The organism is Nocardia sp. NPDC059195, assembly GCF_042754695.1.
Classification (GTDB): domain Bacteria; phylum Actinomycetota; class Actinomycetes; order Mycobacteriales; family Mycobacteriaceae; genus Nocardia.
Window position 1 is genome coordinate 149,172 of sequence record NZ_JBHZBG010000008.1, and the last position, 25,447, is coordinate 174,618.

Sequence of the window (25,447 nt, forward strand, 5' to 3'; positions counted from 1 at the left end):
CCCGATATCCGAAGTAGTCCAGTTCGAGGAGGACATCGAAGTGCAACCGCAATGGGTGCCGACCGCACACGACATCGCGTCGGCCCGAATCACCGACTTCGCTGCCTTCGTCACCGCACGAACAGGCGATGTATACCCCGACTACCAGGCACTGTGGCAATGGTCGGTGGATGACATCGCCGGCTTCTGGCAGGCCGTGTGGGACTACTTCGAACTCGGTGAGACCGCCGGTGAGGTACTCGGCTCGCGCGAGATGCCGGGCGCGCAGTGGTTTGCCGGTACCCGGCTGAACTATGTCGACCAGATCATCCGGATGGCTCAGTTCGGACGCCCGGCGGTCATCGCACTGCACGAGGACGCCGAGCCCCAGGAGGTTTCCTGGGGCGAATTGATCGAGCAGGTCACGGTTTTCGCGCGCACCTTGCGTGAGCAGGGTGTCGAAGCGGGCGACCGGGTGATCGGCTACCTGCCCAATATCCCGGAGGCGATCGTCGCGTTCCTCGCCACCGCCAGTATCGGTGCGGTGTGGAGTGCCTGCGGTCAGGACTATTCCGCCAAGGCCGCGCTGGACCGGCTCGGCCAGCTCGACCCGACGGTGCTGGTCACCGCCGACGGCTACCGATTCGGCGGCAAGGAACACGACAAGCGAGCCGACATCGCGGCATTGCGGGATGGGCTGCCCGGCTTGCGCGCCACCGTCGTTGTCTCGCAGCTCGGACTCGACGTGGCCGACGCGCTGCCGTGGACGGACGCGGTCGCCGATGCCGGACTCGGCGTGATCGAAACCGCCCCTGTCGATTTCGATCACCCGTTGTGGATCGTGTTCTCCTCCGGCACTACCGGACTGCCCAAGGGCATCGTCCACGGCCACGGCGGTGTGCTGCTCGAGCATTTGAAAGCCGTAGCGCTGCAATCGAACATGGGCCCCGACGATACGTTCTTCTGGTACACCAGCCCGAGCTGGATGATGTGGAACTTCCAGGTGGCGGGGCTGCTGACCGGCGCCACCATCGTCACCTACGACGGCAGCCCGACCGCGGGCGGACCGGATGCCCTGTGGCGCATCGCCGCTCAGGTAGGTGCCAGCGTTTTCGGGACCAGCCCCGGCTACGTTCTCGGCTGCATCAAAGCCGGTTCCGTGCCACGCGCCGATCACGACCTGTCAGCCCTGCGCTCGGTCGGCATCACCGGTTCGTCGCTGCCGGTGTCGAGCGCACAGTGGTTGAACGAGAATGCGGGCGAGCATGTTCAGGTGAATTCGATCAGCGGCGGTACCGACGTGGTGTCGGCGTTCGTCGGTGGCGTACCGACCGTGCCGGTATGGCCGGGTGAGCTGTCGGCGCCGTATCTCGGCGTCGCCCTAGCCGCCTTCGACGAGCAGGGCGAGCCCGTGCGTGGCGAGGTCGGTGAGCTGGTGGTCACCGCACCCATGCCGTCGATGCCGGTCAGCTTCTGGCGCGATGACGACGGAAAGCGCTACCACGCGGCCTATTTCGACACCTACCCCGGCGTGTGGCGCCACGGCGACTGGATCACCCGGACCGAACACGGCAGCATCGTCGTGCACGGCCGCTCCGATTCCACCCTCAACCGCCACGGCATCCGCATGGGCAGCGCCGACATCTACCAGGTCGTCGAACAGTTTCCCGAGATCGCCGAGGCGCTGGTGATCGGCGCCGAACAACCCGACGGCGGCTACTGGATGCCACTGTTCGTCGTGCTCGCCCCCGGCGCGGAACTCACCGAAGACCTGAAAACCCGCCTCGCCACGGCGATCCGCACCGAGGTCTCCCCCCGCCACGTCCCCGACGAGATCCGCGTAGCCCCCGGCATCCCCCACACCCGCACCGGCAAGAAGCTGGAAGTCCCCATCAAGAAGCTCTTCCAGGGCGCCGACCCCGCCCGGGTGGTCGAACGCAGCGCCGTCGACGACCCCGCACTGCTCGACTGGTATGCCCAGATCACCCCGCCCGACAAGGGATAATACACTTCCGGCATGAATGTCGGCGAGACTCGTGGGGCGCGTGGGGTAGCTGGGACTGAAATCCGGCGTAGGCCGAAGAATCGTCGGGCGCAGATCGCGGCGTCGTCGGCGGTGGCGTTCGGGGCGGCCGGGTATCACGGCGTGAGCATGGAGGACATCGCGTCCGGGCTGGGAATCAGCTCGGCCGCGCTGTATCGGCACTACCCCAGCAAGTACGCGTTATTCCGGGAGGAGTTACTTCGAGTCGGGCAGTCGTTCACCGCGTCGATCGTGGTGTCGGCCGAAGACGCGCTGCCCGCGGCACAACGGTTGCGGCACATGCTGACCGGGCTGATCGGCGCGACCGTGGAGAATCGCGCGACGGTGCGGCTGGTGCGCTGGGAGGGCCGCTACCTCGAACCGGCGGATCGGGTGGTGCTCGACGAGCAGCAGAGTTCGGTGCTGGTCGCACTCGACGAGCAGTTGGCCATCTTGCGCCCCGAATTGACCACGGCTGAGCTGCGAATGGTCTCCACAGCGATTCTCGGGGTGGTCACCAGCATCGCCGATCACCACGCCGCACTGCCCGTTCGCACGCTGAACAAGTTGCTCGGTTCGTCGTGTATGGCGCTGACCGACACCGAATTGCCTCCTGCCGCGACTGTTTCGGAGCAGGGCGCCCGTGCCGAGATCCCAGAATCGTTCAAACATGAACTACTGCTGCGCAAAGCGGTGGAGCTGTTCCACAAACGCGGCTATCCGAATGTGAGCGTGGAGGACATCGCCTCGGCTGCGGGGTTGTCGGCGGCGTCGGCGGTGTACCGGTTCTATCGCGGCAAGAGCGATATCCTCGCCGCCGCGTTCCGGCGGGCGGCGGATCGGGTGTCCGGGGCGATCGGACCCGCGGTCGCGAGCACGCCCGACAGTGCCGCGGCGCTGGGGGTGCTGGTCGAGCAGTTCGTCGCCGACACGTTCGACGAGCGGGCGCTGGCCGTCGTCTACTACGCCGAGTTCGGGCATGTGGCCGCCGAGGAACGCGCCGTGCTGCGCAATATCCAGCGGTTGAGCGTGCAGGAATGGGCGCGGCTGGTGCGCGATATGCGGCCGGAGCTCTCCGCGGCCGAGGCCCGGTTCCTGGTGCACGCGGCGTTCGCGATGGTCATCGACCTCGGCCAGCGGTTCGGCGACAACCCGATCGCGAGCCGGGCCAGGGTGGGATTCCTGATGCGCCGGGTGCTGCTCGGCTGATCACTTCACCCGTTGTGGATGAGGCGGGCCGCTCTCGGCGCGGCCTACGCTCGGCGGTCAGGCCATCGAACGGAGCGTGCATGGATCCTCGCGCGAGTGCGCTGACCAGGCGTTCATTGCTCGGTCTCGGGGCCGCGGTCGCGGTGGGGGCGGTGTTGCCCGGGTGCGGTGACGAACCGACGTTCGGGCCGATACACACCACCACCGGGCCCCCGGACGTGCTGGCCTTGGCGACTGACGCCTACATCTTCGGCTATCCGATGATCATGCTGGACATAATGCGCGCGGCCAGCGCGCCGACCAACACCCTCGACCACAGCGTCCTGCCCGATCCGACTGACCGTGGAGTGGCGCGGCTCAGCCACGACATGGTGTATTCGCAAGCCTGGCTCGACCTCGACGACGACCCGCTGGTGCTGCAGATTCCGGGGATGGAACCCGACCGGTTCTGGCTGTTCCAGCTGGTCGACGCGTGGGCCGATACCGTGCACGACCTCACCAGCAAAGATCCACGAACTACCGTGGACGCCGGTGGTCCGCCGTACACCTACGTCATCACCGGACCCAAGTGGACGGGTCAGCTGCCCGCGCAGATGACCCGCCTCCACATGCCGTCCGCCCTGAGCTCGATCGTCGCGCGAATCCAGATCAACGGCGCCGCGGACGCACCGAATGTCAACCGTTGGCAGCACGAACTGAAGCTCATCCCCTTGAGCGCCTGGAACCGCGGTGAGTACGACAGCACGATCAGCCGGGTCCACGCGATCGACCGTGGACCGGAACCGCCGGTGAAACGGATCGCCGCCATGGACGGCCGCACCTACTTGAATCGCCTGTGCCGACTGATGCTCAGCGGTCCGCCCGCCGCCGCCGACGCGCCGCTGATGGACCAACTGGCCGCGATCGGCATACAGCCCGGTGGGGTGGTCGACGACCAACCCACCGACGTTCTCGACGAAGCGGTCCGCCAGGCCCAGCGCCGCATCGCCGACTGGACCGACCCGACCGCCCGCCACCCCAACGGCTGGGAGATCCCCATCGACCTGGGCACCTTCGGCACCGACTACCTCCGCCGCGCGGCCACCACCAAGCGCTCCCCCTCCCTCGCCCCCATTCGCGACGTCATCTACGCGAACCGCGACGCCCCCACCACCGACGACGGAGGCAACCCCCTCCGCTACCGAATCCGCTTCGAACCAGGCCAATGGCCCCCCGTCAAAGCCTTCGCCTCGCTCACCGCCTACGACACCCAAGGCTTCCTGGTCCCCAACCCCGACGAGATCTACTCGGTAGGCCACTTCCCCGCAGTGGTCCCCGCCCCAGACGGCTCCGTGGAACTAGCCATCCAACAGCAAGACCCACGCCCATCGACCCCCGCAGGCAACTGGCTCCCGATCCCTTCGACCGGCGATTTCTCCCTCACAATGCGCCTCTACGCGCCACGCGGGGACGCCCTCGACGGGAAATGGGAGCCGCCACCGATGACCAGACTCGACTGAGCGGTGTCAGGCTGTTCGACCTGGTAATCACCGGGTATGGGAGTCAGGGTTTGTTGGACATGGCCGCGATGAGGGAGTTGGGGCGCATGTCGAGCCAGTGGGATTCGACGTAGTGCAGGCAGGAGGTTCGGGGGGCGGCGCCGAAGGCTACTGTCCAGCCGCCGGGGACGGCGGCGAAGGTGGGCCAGAGGGAGTGTTCGCCTTCGGTGTTGACCAGGACGTAGAACTGGGCGTTGTCGTCGTCGAACGGGTTGGTCATGGGGTGGCCTTTCTGATGAGAGTGCCGAGGTGGGTGAATGCTGCTGGGGTGCCTTCGATTTCGTGGAGGGCCAGCTCGCTGGTGCGGAACAGGCGGTCGCCGTGGGTGCGGCGGGCTGGCGTGAAGTGGGGGGTGAAGTCGGTGGTGGTAATGCCGTAGGCGGTGATGAGGGCGGCTAGCCGGGCCGGGTCGGGTGGTTCGGCGAGAACCACGGTCGCGCCGACGCGCAGGGGTAGCAGGTAGCCGTGCCAGGCGGTGGCGTCGCCGGTGTGGGCTTGGTACAGGTAGGTGTCGCGGGTGGTGAGGTTGTGGCGCGACTGCATGGCGGTTACCCGGTGGACGACGGCGGCGTGGCTGATGGTGACGCTGTGCGTTTTACCGGGGGGAAACAGCACGAAGGCGGGGTGCTGCGGCAGGATCGGGGCGCGATGTTCGCTGCGGGCGATCGGTTCGCTGGAGTAGCCCGACAGGGCGACCCGATCGATCGTGACCGTCGGGATGTCGTATGTCCCGAGATGTTCGCGGGCGGCGATGGTCAGGGTCAGTGCCGGATTGACAACCGGTGGGAGCAGCGGGTTCGCGGTGTCTATCGGCACCACCGCGCCACCGGCTTTGAGGACCGCGTAGGCGGCGACCACGAACTCGATGGAACGTGGCACATCCACGAGCACCACCGATTCCGGTCCGATTCCGAGTGCGATCAGGTACCTGGCCAGTTGGTTGGTGCGCCGGTCGAGGTCACCGTAGGTGATGATCGAGGTCGGGCCGTCGCTGGGCGCGTGGACGACGGCCGGGTCGAAAGGGGTTGTGGTGGCTTGCGCTTCGAACTCGTCGAGCAGGAGCTCACCGGGGAGGCCGACCGAACGGGAATAGGGCCCGTCGTCGATGCGGCCGACGAATTCGATTTCGGCGGTCCAGGCGTCGCCCGGCGGCCTGCGGCGCACCAGGTCGCCGGTGGCGAACATCCGGTCGTCCACCGGGCCGATGGGGTTGGCGAGGAACGTCGCGGCGGTGGCCTGCCTGCCGACGTAACCGCGCGCCAACTGCACACCGGAGACATAGAGTTCGCCGATCTCGCCGTCAGCGACAGGGCACAGGTGCTCGTCGAGGACAAGCAGTTCGACATCGTCGGCCGCCGATCCGAACGGGACCACCTCGAGGTCGGCGCCGGTCACCTCGTGCGCGACGAACTCGCCCGCGGTTTCGGGCCTGCCGTAGACGTGCCACAGGGTCGCTCCGCTCACCTCGCGCAGGGCGGCGGCGGTTTTCGCGAGCAGTGACCCGCCAGAGCCGAGCACCACACGCAGCGAGTCGAGGCGTTCCTCGGCATCGGGCAGCGCCGCCAGTTCGGCAAGCTCGAAATGATCGAAACATGCTGTGGTGACGCCGGTTCGGACAATCGCGTCGGCGAGCACTTCCGAAGGCGAGACCACCAGCGTGGCGCCGGTCTGCAGCGCGAGCAGCATCTCCCCCACTGCGGCCTGTCCGGTCAGCGGTGCGTGCCAGAGCACGGAGTCGCCCGCACCGATACCGCAGAGCCGTTGGCGCCAATTCGAATTCGCCTGTGCCGCACGATGTCCGACGACAACGGCGGTCGACGCGACAACATCGACCACCAGGTAGGCCGGGTTGTCCGCACTCGGCCCCGGTAGCTCATCGGGGGTGATATCGACGGTGGCATCGGTGTACAGAACCGGGAACCCGGTGGGGTGCGGTGTTCCGGCGCTGGTGAGGATCAAGGCGGGCGCGGCCAGTGCGACGGCGCGTCGCTGCAGGTCGCCGGAGGTAGCCGGGTCGAGCAGGACGAAGGCACCACCCGCGGCGAGCACCGCGTGCACGGCGACGACGAGTTCGGCCGAGCGTGGCAGCGAGACCGCGACGGTGGTCTCGGGTTCGATGCCGTGCTCGACGAGAGCCGCGGCCAGCGCATCGACTCGCACGGCCAATTCGCCGTAGGTGAGCGCTATTTCGCCGTCGCGCACCGCGAGGGTATCGGGCTCGCGGTCGGCATAGGTGGAGAAGGCGGCGAGCAGGGTCGCCGGGTCACGTGGTCGGTCGCCGTCCAGGTCACGCAGGAGCGCGGCGAGGGTGGCGGCGGTCGTGACCGAATCCGTGTGCGACATCAGAGTTGTCCTTCCGAGTCGTCAACCGACCCTGCCCCGGCGATTACCGCGGCAGCATCGGTCACCAGTGTTTGCAGAGTGGAAGACAGACCTGCGGCGCCGAGTGCGGCGAGCACGCCGGGCACCAGCCCGGCCAGCGCGACGTTCACCAGCGCTTCAGGTTTCATCTTCGCTCCCATCGCCCTGCTCACCGCGGCGAGTTTGGCGTCGAGTGCTCCGTAGGAGATGGCGTGCTCGCCGTGGACGAATGCCACGGTCGCCGGCGCGAGCCGAGCTGCCGAGCCGACGAGGCCCGGCAGATCGGCGATGGTGTGGGTGCTCGGTAGTGGGGTCTTCTCGGTGTCGGTGCGCATGTCGATGGCGCGCACCGCGACAGTGGGATCGGCGGCGACGGCGGTGAGGACCTTGCGGAATCGTTCGGCCAGCGCTTCGACCGTCGACGCGTCGAAAAGGTCGGTGGCGTAACCGAAGTGGACGTCGAGTCCGTCCAGGGTGCCGTTGTCCGCATAACGCTGCAGGGCAGTGAGGTGCAGGTCGAACTTGGCTTCCGTCAGGCCGGGGTCAAGGGTTCGAACGTGTAGGCCCGGTAGGTCGACACCGCCCGGCGGCATGTTCTGGAAGGTCAACATCACCTGGAACAGCGGGGTGTAGGCACCGGTGCGGGTGCGGCCCATGGCATCGACTACCTGCTCGAACGGGACGTCGGCGTGCGAGAGGGCGGCCAGGTCACGGCGCTTGGCCTGGGCCAGAAGGTCGGTGAACGGTGCGCGTGAGTCGATCTCGGTGCGCAGGGCCACGGTGTTGACGAACATGCCGACGAGGTCGTCGAGCTCGCGGGCGCCACGACCGGATACCGGGGCGCCGATGATGATGTCCGCACTGCCGGATTGCTTGGCCAGCAGCACCGCCAGGGCGCTGTGGACCAGCGTGAACAGGGTCGTTCCGTTGGTCCGAGCTACCTGATCGAGGCGGTAAGTGAGCGTGGCATCGATCTCGAATTCGACGGTCGCACCCTGCATTTCACGCCGGGATGAGCGTGGACGGTCGGTCGGCAGGGTGAGCAGTTCGGGCGCGCCGGCGAGTTCGCGGGTCCAGTAGGTGAGCTGCTGGGTGAGCACGCTGTCCGGGTCGGCGTCGGAGCCGAGCAGGTCGCGTTGCCAGGTACTGAAGTCACCGTACTGGATTTCCAGCGGGTTCCAGCCGGGCTCACGCCCTTCGCTGCGATCCACATAGGCGCGCACCAGGTCTCGGGTGAGCGGGTCGATCGAGTAGCCGTCGGCGCTGATGTGATGCACCACGACGACGAGGACGTGATCGTCGGCTCCCAGCCGGTAGAGCGCGACCCGGACCGGGGGTGCGGCGGTGATGTCGAACGGCTGCGCGACGAGGGCCGCGATCCGGGTGTCGACATCCGCGGCCGCGACCGGGATCGGGGTGAGATCGACGGCGGCGGACCAGGCGGGCATCACCTGCTGCACCGGGCCCGAAGCGGTATCCGGGTAGCGGGTGCGGAGGGTGTCGTGCCGAGCCAGGAGGTCGGCGATCGCCGCTTGCAGGGCGGGTAGGTCGAGGTCGCCGGTGAGGCGGATCGCGGCCGGGATGTGATAGGCCGAGGACTGGGGCGACAGCTGGTGCAGGACCCACATGCGTTGCTGCGCGGGCGAGAGGACCGCGGGGCCTTCGCTGGTGCGTGTGGTCAGTGGAGGGCGGGCGGTTGCGGGGTCTGCGGCGGCGAGGTGTTCGGCCAGTGCGGCGACCGTTGGGGCGTCGAATACCGCCGCTACCGGGACTTGGGCGCCGAGTGCGGCGCCGAGGCGGGCGGCCAGACGAGTTGCCATGAGCGAGTTGCCGCCGAGGGCGAAGAAGTCGTCGTCCAGGCCGACGGCCGGGGCGCCGATCACGTCGATAAAGGTCTGGGCGACAAGCATTTCGACCGCGCTGACCGGAGCACGGAAGGCTACCTCGGCGAACTCAGGTGCCGGCAGGTTGGCGCGATCGACCTTGCCATTGGCGTTGAGGGGCAACGCATCGAGCACCACCAGGGCGGCGGGCACCATGTAAGCGGGCAGGTCCGCGGCGAGCTCGCCACGCAGTCGGGCCGCGATGGCTTGTTCGTCGCCCGGAGTCAGGTCGGCGACCGCCGCATAGGCGATCAGGCGGGCGCCCGCACGCTCGTCGGTCTTGGCCACGGCGACCGCGGCGCGCACCTCGGCACAGCGCAGCAGGGCTGTTTCGACCTCGCCGAGTTCGATGCGGAAGCCACCGATCTTGACTTGGAAGTCGGCGCGTTCGAGGTACTCGAGGGTGCCGTCGGCTCGCCATCGCACGATGTCACCGGTGCGGTACATCCGCGATCCGACGCCGCGGTGTCCTGCCCCGGCGGAAAGGGTCGTGAAGGGGTTGGCGACGAAGTGGTCGGCGGTCAACGACCGGCGACCCCGGTAGCCGCGGGCCAGCTGGTCACCGGACAGGTAGAGCTCGCCTGCTACGCCGATCGGGACCGGGCGAAGTCGAGCGTCGAGGACGTACAGAGCGCTGTTCCAGGCAGGCGTGCCGATCGGGACCACATGCGTCGGGTCTTGGGCCACTTCGTATTCGGTGATCGAGACCGCGGCCTCGGTCGGGCCGTACAGGTTGTGCAAGACAGCTTCCGTACCGCCCGCACGGAACTGGGCGGCCGTGGCAGCGGGCAGTGCTTCGCCGATGGCGAGAACGGCGCGTAGCGAATCAGGCAGTGCCGGTGCGGTTTCGGTCGCCAGCAGCATGCCGACGAGTGACGGCACCGCGTGCAGGACAGTGACGCCGTGTCGGGTCATGGTGGCGCGCAGACGATCTGGATCGCGTTCGTCGCCGGGACGAGTGACGATCAGAGCGCCACCGGAGGTGAGCGGGGACCAGAACTCCCAGACCGAGAGGTCGAAGGTGGCGGGGGTTTTCAGGAGAACGCGGTCGGCGGTGGTCATGGTGAAGCGGTCGTGCAGCCAGGCGATCTGGTTGACGATCGCGGCGTGCGGGACAGTGACACCCTTGGGACGACCGGTGGAACCGGACGTGAAGATGATGTAGGCGGGGTGCTCGGGGCGCAGTGGGGCGATGCGCTCGGCATCGGTCACCGGGTCCGTCGAGAGATCTCGCAGAGCCCGGTGATCCAGTTCGAAGACAGGTACGTCCACGGAGACCGGCAAGCCGTCGGCGGCGGTGGTGAGTACGCACAGCGGTGCCGCGGTGGTGACGATGTAGGCGATGCGGTCGACGGGGTGGTCGGGGTCGATCGGCACGTACGCGCCACCCGCCCGGACGACGGCGTGCATGGCGATCACGAGGTCGATGCCGCGCCGCATGGCCAGCACGACCGTGCGCTCCGGGCCGACACCCTCGGCGATCAGGAGCCGAGCGACACGGGTGACCTGGGCATCGAAGGTGGCGTAGTCCAGGGATTCGCCGGTCTCGTCGTCTACCAGCGCGAGCGCGTCCGGGGTGCGGTTCGCCTGGCGGGCGACCAAATCAGCGAGGGTGGCCTGCTCGACCGGATGAGCGGTGTTGTTCCACGTCTCGAGGAGCAGGGTGCGGTCGTCGCCGAGCAGGTCGAGGTCGCCGACGACGACATCCGGTGTGGTGGTGACGGATTCGAGAATGCGGCGCAGCTGATCGGCGAATCGTTCGGCAGTTCCGGCGTCGAACAGATCGGTGGCGTAGCCGAGAGCCATCTCGATGCCCGCTGGGGCGCCCTCGGCGGTGTAGTTGTCGAGGGCGAACAGGTGCAGGTCGAACTGCGCTACGCCGGAGTCGAATTCGATGCTGGAGACGGTGAGGCCGGGGAGTTCCAGGTGGCCGCGCTCGTGGTTCTGGAACGAATAGCCGACCTGGAACAGTGGGTGCCGCGCGGTGGAACGGGCCGGGTTGAGCACCTCGACCAACCGCTCGAACGGCACATCGGCATGCGAGAACGCGGCGATGTCGGCGGTGCGGGCCGCGGCGAGCAGGTCGGTGAACGGGGCGTCACCCGTGACCGGGGTACGCAGCACGATGGTGTTGACGAACATGCCGATGACCTCGTCGAGTTCGGCTTCGCCGCGGCCCGCGTTCGGGGTGCCGACAGCGATATCGGCGGTGCCGGAGACCCGGGCCAGCAGGGCCGCGAAGGCCGCGTGGACCACCATGAACAGCGTGGCGCCGTTGCCACGGCCGAGTGCGATCAGCGCGGCGTGCAGATCGGCGTCGACGGTGAAGCTCACCTTGTCGCCGCGCAGGCTTTGCCGGGCCGGTCGCGGCCGGTCGGTCGGCAGGGCCAGCTGATCGGGCAGTCCGGCGAGCTGGGTGTGCCAGTAGCCGACCTGCTGGGCGGCAAGGGATTCCGGGGCGGCTTCATCGCCGAGCAGGTCGCGCTGCCACAGCGCGTAGTCGGCGAACTGCACGGCCGGCGGTGCCCAGCCGGGGGCGGTATCGGCGAGCCGGGCGGTGTATGCCCGCATCAGGTCGGCGACGAAGGGTGCGATGGAGGAACCGTCGGCCGCGATGTGGTGCAGGACAGCGGCGAGCACGAATTCGGTATCGCCAAGCCGGAACAGGCGCATGCGCACCGGGATCTCAGTGGTGACATCGAAGGTGGTCTCGGCCAGCGCGCGAATCGCCGCGGGAAGTGCTGCTTCGCTGGTCGCTACCGGAACGAGCGCCGACCCTACCTCCGACACCGCGGCTTCGGCAGTCGCCGCAACGCTCGTCGGAATCGTCTCAGGCAGTGCTGCTTCGGCATTCGATACCGGAGCGATCGTCGACAGCGCCTCGGCAGCGCCGATGATCACCTGCACGGGTGTGCCGTCGACCTCCGGGTACACCGTGCGCAGCGATTCGTGGCGCACGATCACATCGGCCATCGCCGTCTGCAGCGCGATGATGTCGAGCGCACCACTCAGGCGCAGCGCGAACGGGATGTTGTAGGCCACCGACGCGCGGTCGAAGCGGTTGAGGAACCACATCCGCTGCTGGGCCGGGGAGAGCGGGAGCAGATCGGGGCGAGCCCGGCCGACCAGAGCGGGTCGGTCGACCTTCGACTGGGCGTCGATCGCGGCAGCCAGCTCGGCGACGCTCGGCGCCTCGAACAGGGTCCGCACACCCACGCGTCGGTCCAGGCCCGCACCGACACGGGCCACGACCTTGGCCGCCAGCAGCGAACTGCCACCGAGGGCGAAGAAGTCGTCGTCGGCGCCGACCGGCTGGTCGTCGGCACGGCCGAGGACCTCGGCGTAGACGTCGGCGATGATCTGCTCGGTGATCGTGGCGGGCTTGCGGTAGGCGGTGGCCTCGAAGACGGGCGCGGGGAGTGCGGCACGGTCGAGCTTGCCGTTGACCGTGAGCGGGATGCGGTCGACCGGCACGACGGCTGCCGGAAGCATGTGCTCGGGCAGGGTCCGGGCCAGCTCCTTGCGCAGCGCGGCGATGTCGAGGTGGTCGGACGCCGCGACCAGGTAGGCCACGATTCGTGGCTCGTCGACGAGGTCGGTACGGACCAGCACCGCGACTTCGCGCGGGGCTACCGAACTGTCCAGCAGCGCCGCCTCGATCTCGCCGAGTTCGACGCGGAAGCCACGCAGGTTCACCTGCTGGTCCGCGCGGCCGAGGTATTCGAGGTCGATCCGCGTGGGGCGTGACGACGCGAGCACTTCGATGGCGTCGTCGGGCACGATCGTCCAGCGGGCCAGGTCACCGGAACGGTAGGCGACGGATCCAGGAGGACCGTAGGGGTCGGCGACGAAGCGGCTCGCGGTCAGATCAGGGCGGCCGAGGTAACCACGGGCCAGTTGTGGGCCAGAGACATAGATCTCGCCGGGAACGCCGAGCGGGACAGGACGCAAACGCGAATCCAGCACGCGCATTGCCAGTCCCGCGATGGCGCCGCCGATCACGCTGGCGGAGCCGGTGTTCGAGGTGATCTCGCGGTAGGAGGCGTGGACGGTTGTTTCGGTGATGCCGTACATGTTCACCATGCGGGGCGAGTCCGGGTGGCGGGCGAACCAGCCGGCCAGGCGTTGGGGATCGAGTGCCTCGCCGCCGAAGATCACTGTGCGCAAGGCGTATTCGGTGGGTGTCGGCGTGGCCAGGTCCGCGGCGATGAGCTGGTAGAACGCTGACGGCGTCTGATTGAGGACCGTGACACGTTCGGTGCGGAGCAGCTCGCGGAACTGCTCGGGCGAGCGGGAGGTGAAGTAGTCGACCAGCACGACCGAGCCGCCGTGGAGCAAGGCGCCCCACAGCTCCCACACCGAGAAGTCGAAGGCGTAGGAGTGGAACATCGTCCACACATCCGAGGGGCCGAACTCGAAGCGCTGCGCGGTGTTATCCAGCAGTGCGACAACATTCGAGTGCGGCACAACGACGCCCTTGGGGCGGCCGGTCGAGCCGGAGGTGTAGATGACGTAGGCGGCGTTGGCGGCGGCAAGTGGCATACGCCGGTCCGCGTCGGTCAGGGGTTCGGCGGCGAAGTCGGACAGGTCGGCCGCGGTGAGGTCGATGACCGGGCCACCGAACCAGTCGCGTGCCAGGCCGGTGGCGTCGTTGGTGATGGCGCAGTGCGGGCGAGCGTCGTCGAGGACGTATTCGATGCGATCGGCGGGGTAGTTGGGGTCGATCGGCAGGTAGCCGCCGCCGGCCTTCAGTACGGCGAGCAGGGCGACGGGCAGCTCCACCGAGCGCGGAAGTGCCACCGCTACCAGCGATTCCGGGCCGACGCCCGCGGCGACGAGACGCCGGGCCAGCCGGTTGGACCAGGCGTCGAGCTCACCGTAGGTCAGGGCGAGCTCGCCCGTCTTGACGGCGATGGCGTTCGGATCGAGGGCGGCGACACGGGTGAACCGGTCCACCATGGTGTCGGTGGCGGCCACCGAAGCGCCGGTGGCCGACCACTCGTGCAGGGTGCGATGTTGTTCTTCGGCGCTGAGCAGTTGGATGTCACCGACAACGACAGTCGGGTCGGCGACGACGGCGGCCAGCACCTGGGTGAAGCGGCGGGCCAGCACGGCGACGCTGCCTGCATCGAACAAGTCGGTGGCGTAGGCGATTTCGATCGCCATGCCGTTCGCGCGGCCGTCGATGTCGTCGGATTCTCCGATAGTGAACTGCAGGTCGAACTTCGCCACGGCGGCATCGAAATCGACCGGCTCGACGCGCAGTCCCGCGGCCTCCAGCGCGGGGACGGTGAAGTTCTGCAGGGCCAGCGCCACCTGGAACAGCGGGTGGCGGTTGCGGGCTCGCGCCGGATCGACGGCATCCACGACCTGCTCGAACGGGATGTCGGCGTGCGAGAGGGCGTCGAGGTCGCCGGCCCGGACGGCGTCGAGGGCGGTTTCGAATTCGGCGCGCGGGTCGATCTGGGTGCGCAGGACCAGGGTGTTGACGAACATGCCGATCAGGCCGTCGAGGGCGGCCTCGCCACGGCCCGCGACCGGAGTGCCGATGGCGATGTCGCTGCCGCCGGACAGGCGGGCCAGCAGAACGGCGAGTGCCGCGTGCACGGTGCTGAACAGGGTGGCCTCGTGCTTGCGGGCCAGTTCGCGCAGTTCGCTGTGCAGATCGGAGTCGATCTGGAAGCGGTGCACGGCGCCACGGTAGGTGGATTCGACGGGGCGGGGACGGTCGGTCGGCAGCTCGAGCTGTTCGGGAACACCGGCGAGGCCGCGACGCCAGAAGGCCAATTGCGTGTGCGCGAGTGAGCCGGGATCTGTGGGGTCACCCAGGTTCTCGTGCTGCCAGAGCGCGTAGTCGGCGTACTGGATCGGCAGCGGTGCCCAGGTGGGGGTGACGCCATCGCGGCGGGCGGCGTAGGCGGCCATCAGGTCGGCGGCCAGTGGGCCGAGCGAGAAGCCGTCCGCGGCGATGTGGTGGACCACCAGGACGAGCACGTGGTCACCGTTCACCGCGAACAAGGCCGCGCGCAGCGGGATTTCGGTGGTGAGGTCGAATCGAACGGCGGCACAGGCCAGCAGGCGTTCGGGTAGTTCCGCCTCGGTGATCGCCTCGGGCCGCAGGGCGAGTTCGGTGGTGTCCGAGATCAGCTGTTCGGCGCCCGCAGGCCCGTCGGGGTAGCTGGTTCGCAGGGATTCGTGCCGGGCGACCAGGTCGGCGAGGGCGGCTTCGATGGCAGCGATATCGAGGTCGCCGGTGAGCCGGAGCGCGACGGGGATGTTGTCGACAGCGTCGCCGATGCCGTCGACGTCGGCGAGGTAGCGGTTGAGGAACCACATCCGGCGCTGCGCCGCCGACAGCGGAATCCGCTGGGGTCGTTCGCGAGCGGTGAGTTCGAGGCGGCCGCCGGTCCCGCGCAGGGCGGTGCACCGGTGGGCCAGGTCGGCCACGGTCGGTGCGTCGAACAGCAGCCGGACCGGGATCTGGGTGTCGAGCGCGGCGCCGAGGCGGGCCGCGACCTGGGTGGCATTGAGGGAGTTGCCGCCGAGGGCGAAGAAGTCGTCGTCGAGGCCGACTTCGCGATCGGCGGGGAAGCCGAGCACCGTGGCGAAGGTGGCTGCGACGATGCGCGCGACCTCGGTGGACGGCGCCCGGAAGACCGTGGTCTCGAAACTCGGTGCGGGCAGCGACTTCCGGTCGAGCTTGCCGGAGGTGTTGAGCGGAAATTCGTCGAGGACGACGAATGCCGCGGGAACCATGTAGGCGGGCAGGGTGCGGATCAGCGTGGACTTCACCGCGTCCACGTCGACGTGTTGTGCCGCGACGAGATACCCGACCAGGGTCTCGTCGCGGACGACAACCGCTGCCTGGGTGACCTCGGGAAGTCCGGACAGTACGGCTTCGATCTCGCCGAGCTCGATCCGCAGACCACGCAGCTTCACCTGGAAGTCGGTGCGGCCCAGGTACTCCAGTTCACCGTCCTTCGTCCATGTGACGAGGTCGCCGGTGCGGTACATGCGTTCGCCAGGGGTGAAGGGGTTGGCGACGAAACGGTCCGATGTCAGATCGACGCGACCCGCATAGCCTCGTGCGAGTTGCGTGCCTGCCAGATACAGCTCGCCGGGAACACCGACGGGGACCGGGTGTAGTCGACCGTCGAGGACGAACACCTGGGTGTTGTGCACAGGTGCGCCGATCGGGACAGTGACCGTGTCGGCGTCGATCACCTCATGGAAGGTGACGTCGACGGCGGCCTCGGTGGGGCCGTACAAGTTGTGCACAGCCGCACCGGTGCGCTGACGCAGTAGTTGGGCAGGCGCGGGCGGCAGTGCCTCGCCCGAGGCGAATACCAGGCGCAGCGATGCGCAGGTCCCGGCGGACGTTTCGGTGGTCACGGCCCGCACGATCGCATCGCTCGCCGCGTCGCCGCGGGCATCGGCTCGGTCGAGCGCGGCGACGAAGACCGCGAGCATCGACGGGACGAAGTGGGCGACGGTGATCTGTTCGATGTCGATCAACTGGGCCAGGTAGGCCGGGTCGCGGTGACCGTCGGAGCGGGCCAGGACGAGGCGGGCCCCGATCTGCAAGGGCCAGAGGAACTCCCACACCGACACGTCGAAAGTAGCGGGGGTCTTCTGCAATACGGCGTCGTCGGGGGTGAGGCGGTAGGCGTCCTGCATCCACACCAGGCGGTTGACGATGGCGGCGTGGGAAACGACGACGCCCTTGGGCTGACCGGTGGAGCCGGAGGTGAAGATCAGGTAGGCGGCGTTCGCTGGGGTCAGGGTGGCGAGGCGGTCGGCGTCGGTGATCGGTTCGGACGGGTAGTCCGTGGTGTCGAGTTGCTCGAGATCGAGAATCGCGGGCCGAACGGCGGGCGCGGCTTCGGAGTTCACCGCGGAGAGATCGATGTCGTCGATCGCGCGGGTCAGGACACAGATCGGGTCGGCGGCGGCGATCACCTGGGCGATGCGCTCGGCCGGATGGTCGGGGTCGAGCGGCACATAGGCGCCACCCGCGGCGAGGACCGCGTACATCGCGACGACCAGGTCGGTCGAGCGGCGCATGCCGAGAGCCACGGTGCGATCGGGGCGGACGCCGATCGAGATCAACAGACGAGCAAGCCGATTCACCTCAGCGGCGAACTCGGCGTAGCCGAGCGATTCGCCCTCGAAGGTCACCGCGATCGCATCCGGGGTGCGCTGGGCCTGCGCGGTGAACAGCGAGGCCAGTGTCATCCGCTCGTCGACCGGGTACGCGGTGGCGTTCCAGGTGTCGAGCAGCTGGGTGCGCTGCGCGGTGTCGAGCAGGTCGATGTCGCCGATCACGACGTTGGGATCGGCGGTCACCGTATCCAGCATCCGCAGCAAGCGGGTGCCGAAATCTGTGATGGTCTGCGCGTCGAAGAGATCGGTGGCGTACTCGAAGCGGCCGTGCAGGCGGTCGGTGGTCTCGCGCAGGGTCAGTTGCAGATCGAATTTGGCGGTGTGGGTGTCGATCTCGATTTCCGAGGCGGTCAGGCCCGCGAGTTCGAGTTCGGTTCGGGAGTTGTTCTGGAAGTCGAGCATCACCTGGAACAGCGGGTGCCTGGCGGTCGAACGCTCGGGGTTGAGCACCTCGACGAGTCGGTCGAAGGTGACGTCGGTGTTGGCGAGGGCCCGCAGGTCGCCGTCGCGGACCGTGCCGAGGAGTTCGGCGAAGGTGGCTTCGGGCCGGAGCTGGGTGCGCAGCACGAGCGTGTTGACGAACATGCCGACCAGGTCGTCGAGCGCCTGATCGCCGCGACCGGCGACCGGAGTGCCGATCGAGATGTCCTGCTGGCCGGAAAGTTTGGCGAGTGTGACGGCGAATGCGGTGTGCAACACCATGAACAGCGAGGCGTTGGCTCGCGCGCCGATGCCGCGCAGTCGTTCGGTGATCGCGGCGGGGACCGTGAAGGTCTGGCGCGCACCGCGACCCGAGGCCACGGCCGGGCGGGGGCGGTCGCTCGGCAGGGAAAGCAGGTCTGGGAGGTCGGCCAGTTCCGTTGTCCAGAAATCGATCTGCCGCGACATGACGGAATCGGCGTCGTCCTCGTCGCCGAGCGCATCGCGCTGCCAGCACGCGAAGTCGGCGTACTGCACCGGCAGTGGTGTCCACTGGGGTGCGGCGCCTGCCCGGTGGGCGGCGTAGGCGACCATCACGTCGCGAGTCAGCGGCGCGACGGACCAGCCGTCGGCGGCGATGTGGTGCAGCACGAGCACGAGGACGTGCTCATCGGTGGCGGTGTGCAGCAGGTGCAGGCGGACCGGGGGTTCCTGGTCGACCGAGAACGGGATGGCGGCCAGTGCGCGGATCCGGTTGTCGAGGTCGACCGGGGCGATCGAGTGCGGTTCGAGGGTGATGGTCAGCCGGCCTGCGTCGAGCACCTGCTGGAACGGGACGCCGTCGACGGCGGGGTAGCGGGTCCGCAGGGCCTCGTGCCTGGCGAAGACCGCGGCAACGGCCGCATTCATCGCGACGTAGTCGATGGCGCCGGTCAGACGGATCGCGGCGGCGATATTGTCGGCGACCGATTCGGCGTCGAACTGATTGAGGAACCACATGCGCTGCTGGGCGTAGGACAGCGGAATCCGGTGCGGCCGTTCACCTGCCACCAGCGCGAGCCTGGGCGCGACCACATCCGCGGAGCCGAGCAGGGCGGCGAGAGCAGTGACGGTCGGCGCCTCGAACAGCACCTTCAGCGACACCGCGCGGCCGAGCGCGGTGCCGAGGCGGGACACCACCTGGGTAGCGACGAGGGAGTTACCACCGAGCGCGAAGAAGTCATCGTCGGCACCGACCCGCTCGACCCCGAGCACCTCGCCGAACACCTGAGCCACCACGGACTCGGTACCCACAGCGGGTGCACGGAAGGCATGCGCGGTGAACACCGGCTCCGGCAGCGCCCTGCGGTCGAGCTTGCCGTTGGGGGTGAGCGGCAGCGCGTCGATCACGACGAACGCGGACGGCACCATGTGCGGGGCGAGGGTGCCACGCAGGGCAGCGGTGATCGCGTCGACATCGGTACCGACTGTCTCCGCCGCAGGCGCTGCTCCGCCCGCAGCGGGCACGAGGTAGGCGATGAGCTGGTCGCCTCGGTGCGCGTCGGCGCGGACGAGCACGACGGCCTGGCGGATCGACGGCAGCGCGAGCAGGGCGGTTTCGATCTCGCCGAGTTCGATCCGGAAACCCCGGATTTTGACCTGGTCATCGTTGCGGCCCAGGTATTCGATGGTGCCTTCGGTGGTCCAGCGAACCAGGTCGCCGGTGCGGTACATGCGCTCGGACGGTGCCCACGGGCAGGCGACGAAGCGCGCCGCGGTGAGGGCCGCGCGGGAGCGATAGCCACGGGCGACCTGGGCGCCCGCGACGTACAGCTCGCCTGCGACGCCGGTGGGGACCGGTCGCAGGCGCGCGTCGAGCACCCACTGGGTGATGCCGCGCAGTGGCGTGCCGAGGGTCAGCGGGGAATCAGCGGTGAGTGGGGCGCTGATGTTGGTGGCGACGGTGGTCTCGGAGGGTCCGTAGGCATTCACGAACGCGCGCGGGACAGGTCCGGTTGTCCAGCGGGCGATCAGGTCGGGCGGGCAGGCTTCGCCGCCGACCATCACCATCCGAAGGGCGTCGAGCCGGGTGGGGTCGAGCACGGCCAGACCGGACGGCGTCATCAGGGCGTGGGTGACGCGCTGCTCCGAAAGGAGCTGGGCCAGTTCATCTCCCACGTGGCGACCCAGGGGCGCGATCACCAGCGTCGCGGCGGAGTTCACGGCGAGCAGGAATTCCATCACCGAGATGTCGAAGGACGGGGAACCGACCTGCAGCACGCGAGCGTCGGCGGTGCCGAACATGCGGGCGGTTTCCTCGGCGGCGAAACCGGCGATGCCCGCCTGGGTGACCAGCACGCCCTTGGGCAGGCCGGTGGAGCCGGAGGTGTAGATGACGTAGGCGAGGTGCTGGGTGCACAGCGGTCGGGCACGGTCGGCGTCGGTGACGGGATCACTGGAACGCCAGGCGCATTCGGCCATCAGCTTCAGTTCGTCGAGGACCAACCAGTCGATCGGACCGGGCAGCGCGGGCTGCGACTCGTGCACGGTAAGACCCAGTCGCGCACCGGAATCGGTCACCATATGGGTGATCCGATCGAGCGGATAGCTCGGGTCGACCGGCAGCCAAGCGGCACCGGATTTGGCGACAGCCCATACCGCGAGAACCGATTCGATGGAGCGAGGGATGGCGACGGCGACCACGTCGTCGGGACCGACGCCACTGTCGATGAGGACCCTGGCCAGGCGTGAGGACGCCCGGTCGAGTTCGCGGTAGGTGAGGGTGCGGTCGCCGTCGGTCACGGCATCGCGATCCGGGCCGGCCGCGACGGCCGTGGCCAGCAGATCGGGAAGCAGACCGGTGGCGGTTACCGGTGCTCCGCGCATACCGGTGAGCTGGGAATATTCGGGCGCCGACAGCAGCGATAGGTCGCCGACCGCGGTGTTCGGGGCGGTGACCGCCGCGGACAGTAGTCGTACGAAGCGCGCACCGAGAGTGTGCATCTCGAGTTCGCCGAACAGGTCGGTGGCATACAGAACGACGGCGTCGATGCCGTCGGGTTCACCTGCGGCACCGCGTCGTTCGGCGAGAGTGAGCTGTAGGTCGAACTTGGTGATGTCGAGTTCGATCTCATGCACCGTGACCGGCGCGCCCGCCAGTTCGACAGTGGTGTCGAGCACGGCCTGGAAGTTGAGCGCCACCTGGAACAGCGGGTGACGAGACTGCGAGCGAGCCGGGTTGACGACGTCGACCAGGCGATCGAAGGGAACGGTGGCGTGCGCGAAGGCGGCCAGGTCGGTCTCGCGGGTGTGCTCGAGCGCGGCGGTGAAGCTCGCGGCCGGGTCGACCTCGGTGCGCAGCACCAGGGTGTTGACGAACATGCCGATCAGCTCGTCGATGGCGCGGTCGCCGCGGCCCGCGACACCGGTACCGATGGCGATGTCGGTGGTCCCGGACAGGCGCGCGAGGAGCACGGCCAGTGCGGTGTGCAGGACCATGAACAGCGAGGCGCCTGCCTGCTGCGCCAGGTCGGCGAGCTGACGGTGCAGGTCGGCATCGATGGTGAAGGCGGTGCGCGCGCCGCGCATGCTCGGCTCGATCGGCCGCTGACGGGCCGACGGCAGCTCGAGCTGGTCGGGCAGACCCGCGAGAGTCCGTTCCCAGAACGCGATTTCGCGCGCGGCCAGCGACTGCAGATCGGCTTCGGCGCCGAGGAGTTCGCGCTGCCAGAGGGCATAGTCGGCGTAGTGCACACTCAGCGGCGACCAACCGGGGTCGACGCCGTCGGTGGCGGCGCGGTAGGCGGTGAGCACGTCACGCACCAGCACCTGCAGCGAAACACCGTCTGCCGCGATGTGATGCAGCACGACAGCGAGGACGCACTCCCGCGCGTCCGCGACAAACGCCACACCGTCGCTGCCGATGGGCGCAGCGACGACGTCCGATCGGCGTGGTGCGGAGTTATCCACAGCCGTGTCGGCGGTCTCGGTAACGACGAAGATGCCCGCCCGGAAAGGCGCTTCGCGTTCGAGATCGAACCCGGCGCGCGCGAATCGCGTCAGCTCGGCGTCGAGGTCGGCGGCAGGCACTTCGGTGGGATCGCCGATGCGGACCAGTCCCGCGTCGCCGATGACCTGCTGGGCAACCTCACCACCAGGGGCTTCGACCGCGGGGAACACGGTGCGCAGGGCTTCGTGGCGGTCGACAACCGCGTGCAAGGCGGCGACCAGGGCGGGGAGATCGGCGGTGCCACGCATACGGATGACGAACGGCATGTTGTAGCCGGGGGCCGAGGGATCGAAGCGGTTGAGGAACCATATTCGTTGCTGCGCGGGCGAAAGCGGAATCAACGCCGGGCGCGGGCGCGCGGTGAGCACCGGGAGCTGGGCCGAGACACCGGTGTCGTCGCGTTCGGCGATCGCAGCGGCAAGGCGGGTCACGGTGGTCGCGCCGAACAGATCGCGCACGCCGAGGCGGCAGCCGAGGTCGGCGCCGAGGCGGGCCGCGACCTGGGTGGCGACCAGGCTGTTGCCGCCGAGGGCGAAGAAGTCGTCGTCGCGGCCGACCCAGTCGAGGCCGAGTACCTCGCCGAACACCCTGGCCACCGCCTGTTCCACCGGGCCGACGGGTTCGGCGTAGGTGACGACGGTGCGGACCGGAGCGGGCAGGGCCTTGCGATCCAGCTTGCCCGACGCGTTCACCGGGAGGGCATCGAGCAGCACGAACGCGGCGGGCACCATGTAGGCCGGCAGCGCGCGCAGCGCGGTCTCGCGCAGATCAGCCATCGCGACCGAGCCCGGCTCGGCTTCCACCACATAGGCGACCAATTGCTCACCGACACCCGCGTCGTCACGGACCACCACAACGGCGCGCGCCGCGGAGTCGACGCTCTCCAACACGGCCTCGATCTCGCCGAGCTCGATCCGCAGACCACGCAGCTTCACCTGAAAGTCGGTGCGCCCCAGGTATTCCAGCTCGCCATTGGTGGTCCAGCGGACCAGGTCACCGGTGCGGTACATCCGTTCACCCGGCAGCGGGTGCGCGACAGCGACACCGGACCCGGCGTCGGTGACGACAACCGCGGGCGCTGCGACGAAACGTCCGGCGGTGAGCTCGGGACGTCCTACATAACCCCGGGCGAGCTGTACCCCCGACAGATACAGCTCACCCGGAGCCCCGACCGGAACTGGCCGCAGCCGTGAGTCGAGAACATGGAGCCGGGTGTTGAACACCGGCGCGCCGATCGGCACCGTGACCCGGTCGCTGTCGTTCACCTCATGGAAGGTGACATCGACGGCGGCCTCGGTCGGGCCGTAGAGATTGTGCAGCCGGGCACCGGTCAGCAGCCGCAGCCGCTGGGCCGGCGCGGCGGGCAGTGCCTCGCCGGACGCGAAGACCAGCCGCAGCGAGGTGCGCTCGGCGATTTCCTGCTGGGCCAGAAAGACTTCCAGCATCGATGGCACGAAATGTGCGACGGTGACGCCGTATTCCGCGATCACCCGGCGCAGATACCCGGAATCCCGGTGGCCGTCCGGCTCGGCCAGCAGCAAGGTGGCACCGATCTGCAAGGGCCAGAAGAACTCCCACACCGACACATCGAAGGTCATCGGGGTCTTCTGCAGCACCACGTCGACGCCGTGCAGCCGGTAGGTCTGCTGCATCCACACCAACCGGTTCACGATCGCGGCGTGCTCGACCGCGACACCCTTGGGCAGACCGGTGGAGCCGGAGGTGAAGATGACATAGGCGGGGTGACCGGGGCGCAGCGGCGCGGTGCGGTCGGCGTCGGTCAGCGGGGCGTCGTCGTAGTCGCTCAGGTCCAGCGCATCCACGGCCAGCACCGGCAGCCCGTCGACGGGCGCGCGGTCGCGGGTGGTCGTGAGCACCGCGGCCGGGGCTGCGGTGGCGAGGATGTGCGCGATGCGCTCGGCCGGATGGTCCGGATCGATCGGCACGTAGGCCGCGCCCGCGGTGAGCACCGCGTACATCGCCACCACCAGCTCGGGCGAACGCCGAATACTCAGTGCCACCAGCGATTCCGGACCGATGCCGTCCGCCCGCAGACGCCGGGCCAGCCGATTGACCCGCTGGGCCAGCTCGCGGTAGGTCAGCGTCGCGTCATCGGAATGCGCGTGGTCGGCGTCGGTGTGCGAGGACGTCGCCATGCGCACGGCCACGTCGTCGGGAGTGCGCGCGACCTGGGCTTCGAACAGGGCGGGCAGGGTGGCCACTGGCACCGAACGCTCGACCAGCGCGGCGTCGACGTCGAACCGGGTGGAATTCCAGATTCGCGTGCTGACCTGGAGTTCCAGCTCGGTCGCCACCTCGATCGCGCTCAGCGCGGTGTCCAGGTCGGCAGCGGCCAGGCGCTCGAGGAAGCCGAGGAAGCGGGCGTGGTGCCTGGCCAGGGTGTCGGCGTCGTAGAGGTGCGGGTTGGCCTCGAAGTCGACGTGCACGCGGTCGCGGTCGCCGTAGTAGACATTGAGGCTCAAGTCCTCGATCGGGCCGGTGGACAGCACCCGGTAGCGGCCGGTGGTGGTACCGAGCGTGAGGTCACTGCGGAAGAGCATGAAGTTGGCGAGCGGTCCGAACAGCGCGCGCCGGGCGGGGCGGCCGTCGTCTTCGGCGTCGCGGCGGATGTCCTCGGCACGGTAGCGCTGATGCCGCAGCGCACCCGCCACCTCGACCCGCGCCGCGCGCAGCAGTTCACCCCAGGTGGCGGCCGAACCCGCCGCGCCCGTGGGCAGTCGCAGCGGCACGATATTGGACAGCATCCCCGCCGAGCGGCGCATGACCGCGGTGGTGCGGGCGGTGACGGGCAGGCTCAGCACCGCGTCCGGACGGTCGGTGAGGCGGCCCAGATAGGCGGCGAAGGCGGCGAGCAATACCGCCGAGATCGTCGAATCATCGCTGGCGGCAATGGTTTCCAGCCGGTCCACCAGCTTTTCCGACAGGCGCCCGCCGGTCACCAGGTTGATCGCCGAACGCGGCGCGGTACGGCCGTCGAGCGCGGTGGGGCTGTCGAGGCCGGCGATGCGCTGGGCCCAGTGCTCACGATCGCCGACGAAACGGGTGCTCTCACGGTAGCGCTGTTCGCCCTCGACCAGCACGGACAGCTCACCCGGCACCAGCTCGCCGGCCGGGGTGTCGCGCATCCGCGCGGTGTAGAGCTCGGCGATGCGCTGGGAGTTGGCGAACGCGCCGTACCCGTCGAGCACGATGTGATGGCCGCGCAGATACCAGAACCAGCGCGCGTCACCGACCCGCAATACCGCACCCGCCACCAGCCGGTCGGTGAGCAGGTCGATCGGGGCGCCGAACTCCGCGCGCATCCACTCCTGCGCGGCGGCCACGGGGTCGTCGTGGTGGCGCAGATCGATCAGCGGCAGCTCCTGCTCGATCGCGATGGTGTGGTCGACGTACTGGTGCGGGACGCCGTCGAACTCGCCGATGCGTACCAGCGGTGAACCGTAAGCGTGCGCGGCCTCAGCCGTAACCTGTTGCAGCACATCGGCATCGAGCTCGCCGACGATATCGACGTACTGGGCGATGGTGATCGGGACATCGGGGTCGAGCAGCTGCGCGTACCAGACACCCAGCTGGGCCGGGGTCAGCGGAAACGGCAGACCGACGACCCGCGCTTCCTGTGGTCGCGCACTGAACCCACCCAACTCCGTACCGTGCACCAGAGCCTCCTCGTATCGCGAAAGAACAGCAGATCGAATGTTTTCGGGCAGCACGAATACACCTCGTGAACCGAAAGATTCGATATGAACGCGGTGGGCGTGACGCCACACTCGCGCAAGATCCCCGACAGATCATGTGGACGAGATCGACGACCGAGGGTCGCCGAGGCAACGGACGAGGTGTCCGTCGCGGGTGCCTAGCTGTT

The 25,447-nt window shown here is 68.7% G+C and carries 6 protein-coding genes; 3 read left to right on the forward strand and 3 right to left on the reverse strand.

What is annotated here, in order from left to right; all coding sequences use genetic code 11:
* Window positions 1-40 precede the first annotated feature (40 nt).
* The 3 genes from ACFXKN_RS13215 (at window position 41) to ACFXKN_RS13225 (ending at window position 4,710) form a co-directional block, all read left to right on the forward strand.
* Window positions 41-1,984, forward strand: coding sequence for an acetoacetate--CoA ligase (locus ACFXKN_RS13215; protein ID WP_379433036.1), 1,944 nt, complete (start codon window positions 41-43; stop codon window positions 1,982-1,984).
* Between the two features lie 12 nt (window positions 1,985-1,996).
* Window positions 1,997-3,211: a TetR/AcrR family transcriptional regulator gene (locus tag ACFXKN_RS13220; RefSeq protein WP_378940977.1), complete on the forward strand. Its 1,215-nt coding sequence runs from the start codon at window positions 1,997-1,999 to the stop codon at window positions 3,209-3,211.
* An 80-nt stretch (window positions 3,212-3,291) separates the two neighbouring features.
* Window positions 3,292-4,710: a DUF1254 domain-containing protein gene (locus ACFXKN_RS13225; protein ID WP_379433037.1), complete on the forward strand. Its 1,419-nt coding sequence runs from the start codon at window positions 3,292-3,294 to the stop codon at window positions 4,708-4,710.
* Window positions 4,711-4,753: 43 nt separating this feature from the next.
* On the opposite strand, the gene ACFXKN_RS13230 is transcribed toward ACFXKN_RS13225, so the two are convergent.
* Genes ACFXKN_RS13230 through ACFXKN_RS13240 form a run of 3 tightly spaced genes read right to left on the reverse strand, consistent with a single transcriptional unit; the run spans window position 4,754 to window position 25,241 of the window.
* Window positions 4,754-4,969: an MbtH family protein gene (locus ACFXKN_RS13230; RefSeq protein ID WP_266293539.1), complete on the reverse strand. Its 216-nt coding sequence runs from the start codon at window positions 4,967-4,969 to the stop codon at window positions 4,754-4,756.
* On the reverse strand, window positions 4,966-7,092 hold the full coding sequence (locus tag ACFXKN_RS13235) for an AMP-binding protein (RefSeq protein WP_379433038.1): 2,127 nt from the start codon (window positions 7,090-7,092) through the stop codon (window positions 4,966-4,968). Before ACFXKN_RS13235 ends, ACFXKN_RS13230 begins: the two co-directional genes overlap by 4 nt.
* Window positions 7,092-25,241, reverse strand: coding sequence for a non-ribosomal peptide synthase/polyketide synthase (locus tag ACFXKN_RS13240; RefSeq protein ID WP_379433039.1), 18,150 nt, complete (start codon window positions 25,239-25,241; stop codon window positions 7,092-7,094). Before ACFXKN_RS13240 ends, ACFXKN_RS13235 begins: the two co-directional genes overlap by 1 nt.
* Between the last annotated feature and the right edge of the window lie 206 nt (window positions 25,242-25,447).

Bases quoted from the DNA above. Each gene is read 5' to 3' on its own strand.
- ACFXKN_RS13220 (WP_378940977.1), top strand. From the start codon at position 1,997: ATGAATGTCGGCGAGACTCGTGGGGCGCGTGGGGTAGCTGGGACTGAA.
- ACFXKN_RS13230 (WP_266293539.1), bottom strand. From the start codon at position 4,969: ATGACCAACCCGTTCGACGACGACAACGCCCAGTTCTACGTCCTGGTC.
- ACFXKN_RS13235 (WP_379433038.1), bottom strand. From the start codon at position 7,092: ATGTCGCACACGGATTCGGTCACGACCGCCGCCACCCTCGCCGCGCTC.
- ACFXKN_RS13225 (WP_379433037.1), top strand. From the start codon at position 3,292: ATGGATCCTCGCGCGAGTGCGCTGACCAGGCGTTCATTGCTCGGTCTC.